The organism is Actinoalloteichus spitiensis RMV-1378, from assembly GCF_000239155.1.
Classification (GTDB): Bacteria; Actinomycetota; Actinomycetes; order Mycobacteriales; family Pseudonocardiaceae; genus Actinoalloteichus_B; species Actinoalloteichus_B spitiensis.
In genome coordinates, this window is the sequence record NZ_AGVX02000805.1 from 1 (window position 1) to 4,004 (window position 4,004).

At 76.9% G+C, this 4,004-nt stretch carries 3 protein-coding genes; all 3 read right to left on the bottom strand.

Annotated elements, in window-relative coordinates; all coding sequences use genetic code 11:
- Positions 1 to 12 precede the first annotated feature (12 nt).
- Entirely contained in the window at positions 13 to 204 is a 192-nt protein-coding gene (locus ACTIDRAF_RS31385) for a hypothetical protein (RefSeq protein ID WP_016701466.1), read from the bottom strand.
- Between the two features lie 151 nt (positions 205 to 355).
- The gene (locus ACTIDRAF_RS0225445; protein ID WP_016701467.1) at positions 356 to 1,453 is read right to left on the bottom strand and encodes an HAD-IIA family hydrolase; all 1,098 of its coding nucleotides are present in this window, start codon (positions 1,451 to 1,453) and stop codon (positions 356 to 358) included.
- On the bottom strand, positions 1,453 to 2,463 hold the full coding sequence (locus ACTIDRAF_RS33260; protein WP_157163277.1) for a tetratricopeptide repeat protein: 1,011 nt from the start codon (positions 2,461 to 2,463) through the stop codon (positions 1,453 to 1,455). The genes ACTIDRAF_RS0225445 and ACTIDRAF_RS33260 overlap by 1 nt, the downstream gene beginning before the upstream one ends.
- Positions 2,464 to 4,004: the final 1,541 nt, after the last annotated feature.

A 4,004-nucleotide genomic window follows, 5' to 3' on the forward strand; every position in this document is an offset into this window, starting at 1 on the left:
CACTGGTTCACCTCAGAGTCTGTCTACGTCCGCGAGCGCGGCGGCCAACGCCGCGTGCACGGCGTCGAAACGGGCGACGTGCTCCTCCGGGGGCAGCGCGTCGAGGTCAGCCAGACCCGCCATCGCCTCATCGATACCGCCGAGGACGTCGGCGGGGCGAGCGGCGGCGAACAGCATCGGGCTGGGCGTGCTGTCAGAGTTCATCCCCAGCGCACTCCTGCTCCACTCTGGTGCGGACCGTTCCGCCGCACCGACGGCGGCCACGACAACGCTACCGAATCTCCCCCGGGCCGGAGAAACCGCTGGTTCCCGGCGAGCGCTCCCCGCCGCCCGGCGGCGGGCGGCTCCCGCCCGCTCAGTCCCCGACCACGGGGAGGCGGAGCGCCCGCAGCGCGGCCGCCGAGACCTCGTCGGCCGCCACCACCGGGCCCGGGTCTCCCCCGACGGGCCACCAGGACGCGCACAGCGCGAGCAGCAGCCCGAGCGCCGACGACCCCTGGTCCCCGCCGGCGTGCCGGGCGACCAACCGGCCCGCCGCGCCCGGCTCCTGGGACCTCTCCACCATCCAGGCCCCGGCCGGGCCGTCCGGGTCGAGCTGCCCCTGCCCGCGCGGCAACGCCCCGTGGGCGTGCGGCGCGTGCAACGCCGCGAGGTCCCAGGCGACGTGGTCCGGCCGTTCCTCCTCCACGCAGGCGAGCAGGTCGCGGGCGGTGCAGACCCCGCTGAGCACCAGCAGGGATTCCAGTCCGGCGTTGCGGGCGCCGGCGATGTCGGTGTCCAGCCGGTCGCCGACCACGAGCGGACGACGGAAGTCCGCGTCCCGGACGGCCTGGTCGAACAGCGGCCGTCTCGGTTTGCCCGCCACGAGCGGCTCCGCACCGGTCGCCGTGCGCAGCGCGGCGACCATCGAACCGTTCCCGGGCAGCTGGCCGACGTCCGTGGGCACCGTGGGATCGAGGTTGCACGCCACCCACAGGCCGCCTCCCCGGATGACCCGGCACGCGCCGGCCAGGTCCCGCCACCCCGTCTCCGGGGAGTGCCCCTGCACGACGGCGGCGGCCGAACCCGGATCGGTGAGCTCACCGGCGCGCACCGGCCGGAGCCCGACGGCGGCCACCTCGGCACGCAGCGCCTCGGTGCCCACCACCGCCACCGTGCTACCGGGAGCGAGCCGTTCGGCGAGCAGCGCGGCGCCCGCCTGGGCGCTGGTGCTCACCTCACCCGGGGACGCGGCGAAACCGAGCTCCACGAGGTGCTCGGCCACGGCTTCGGGCGGCCGCGCGGCGTTGTTGGTGACGTACCGGAAGCGGGTGCCCCGGTCCGAGGCGGAGCGCAGCGCCTCGACCGCACCGGGCACCGCCTCCCTGCCCTGGTAGACGGTGCCGTCGAGGTCGAGCAACAACGCGTCGTACCGGTCCAGGTAGTCGGGACCGGAGTCGCCCGCTTCCGCCATCAGTCCTCCTGGTTCGGCCGGTGTCCGGCCTCAGCCTCGCCCGGATCGTCCCGCCCGTCCAGCGACGTCGCGGGAGGGACCTCCGCCGACGGGGAGGGCGCCTGGTCGGAAGGACCAGCACCGCCGGCTCCCGTTCCGGTGGTCTCCTCCTCGCCGGCCCCGGCCGGGGCACCGGCCTCGGCCGGGTCGTCGACCGCCCGGCCCGTCCCGGGTTCCCCGGACGAGGTCCCGTCCGCGGGGCCGGGCCGTTCCGAGGACCGGGGGGAGGTTCCCCCCGCCTGACGTGCCTCGCGGGAGGTGGACCTCGGCAGCGGGGTGCCCTCCACGGTCCGGCCGAGTTCGGAGGCCAGTTCCACCGCACGGTCGTCGGCGTCGGTCTCGTCCTCGGAGTCCGCCTGGGCGGCGTTGACGAACCACCGCAGCGCCTCCTCCTGACGGCCGGCCGCCAGCAGGTTGTCCGCGTAGGCGTAGAAGAGCCGCGCGCTCCACGGCTGGACCCGGGCCGGGTCGAGGTCGGTGCCCTGCAACTCCACGACCGCCGCGTCGAGCTGCCCCATGTCGCGGCGCGCACCGGCCACCACGATCCGGAGTTCCACCGCCTGGTCCGCCGGCAGTTGGCGGGCCTCCGGAGTCCGCGCCAGGTCCAGCGCCCGCTCCGGCCTGCCCAGGGCCCGTTCACAGTCGGCCATCACGGCGACGTGTCCCGGACCTCCGGCCAGTCGGCGGGCGGCGCGCAACTCCACCAGCGCCTCGTTCCACTCCCCGGCGTGGTAGGCGGCCAGTCCTGCGGCCTCGCGCACCACACCCACCCGCGCCGCCTTCCGGCGGGCGAACCTGGCGTGCAGCAGCGCCCGCTCCGGATCGGAGTCGAGCAGCGCACCGGTGGCGACGAGGTGCCTGGCCACGAGATCGGCCATCACCTTGGGCATCCCCAGCAACGCGCGCCGCACCTCGGTGTCCAGGTCACCGGCGTCCACCTCGTCCGGCAGTTCCGGCATCGGCTCCCGCACCACCACGTCCTCGGTGGTCTCCGCCCCATCCTCGGCTCGGGGACGGCGCGGGGCGTCCCGCCGGTCGTCCCGGCCGCGGTGCGGGCGGTCACCGCCCGGTCGCCCGCCGCTCCTGCCGTCCCTCCCTGCAGCCCGGTACCCGGACTGGCGGTCGGAGGCCGACCGGTCACCCGGCCCACGCCGCTCGTCCCGACGGGGTCGCTCGTCCCGGCCGCGGTCGCCGCGCGAGGCACCCGTTCCGGCGCCCCGGTAGTCGTCCCGACCCCGGCGGTCGTCGTTCCGGTGCCGCTCGCGGTCGCGGTAGCGCGAGTCCGACGGACGACCCGCGCCGGCACCACCGCGGTCCCGGCGATCGCCGCCGTCCTGGCGCTCCCGCCTGGGCCCGCCGCCCTGGTCGCTCCGGCGGTCACGGAAGTCACGGCCGCCCCGGTCGTCGCGGTCGCGGCGGTCCCCCCGCTCGAAGGGCCGTTGCGGACGCGCGGAGCTCCGGCCGTCACGGCCGTCCCGCTCCCGGGGGCGGTCATCCCGCCGGAAGTCCCGCCGGCCACCCCGGTCCGAGGCCCCCCGGTCACGGTCGCCCTCGTCCCTCGGCCCAGCCCGGAAACCCCGGTTGTCGTCGCGCCGCCACTCCCGCCGGTCGTCGCCGCCCCGCCCACCGGGCGGGCCCTGCCGCCGGGGACGGTCCTCGGACGAACGCGCATCCCGTTCGCGATCCCTGAAGCCACCCCGGCGGTCCGCGCCGCCCCGGAACCCGCCGTCACGGTCGTCGCGTCGAGCACCGCCCGGCCTGTCACCGAAGGGCCGGCGCGGCCGATCGCCGCCGGACCCGCCTGCGGGGCGCCGTTCGCCCCTGGAGCCGTCCCGTCGGAACCCGCCGCCCTGGTGCCGGTCGCCGGACCCGCTGCCACCACGGGGCCGGTCGCGGGACTCCCCGCGCTCCCAGCCGCGCGAACCCCGGTCGTCGCCACGGTCCTGGCGCCGATCGGCGCCGCCACCGGAAAAGCGGCGGTCACCCCGAGGAGGCCCGTCGTTCCGGAAGGGCCGCCCGTCCGGACGGCCGCGACGGGGACGGTCACCCTCTCCAGCGGGGCGTCGCTCGAACCGGCCGCGCCCCTCGTCCCGGGGCCGCTGGCCGCCGGCACCTCCCTGATCACCGGTCCGGCGACGGTCACCGCGCGGGGAGTACCCCCGGTCACCCCGACGTTCGCCGTCCCGGGGGCCCCGCTCGTTCCCGCCGCGCGAGCGGTCACCGGATCCGCCGTTCCCACCGGAGCGCCGGTCGCGGGAGCGGTCCGTGCGGAATCCCCGGTCGCCTCCCTCGCCACGCTCGCGGCGCGGCCGGTCCTGCCGGCCACCCCCGTTGCCATAGCGTGGACCGGACGAACGATCGCGGTCGGCGGGGCCTTCCCCTGACGTGGACACCTGTCCTCCTAGACGAACACCGATGGCTTGGTCCACCGTAACTACCCGCGCCAGGCGACCCCACCCACCTCGGCGCGCACAAAAAAAGTGGGTGGAGGAGAACCGGGAGCACCCACCAG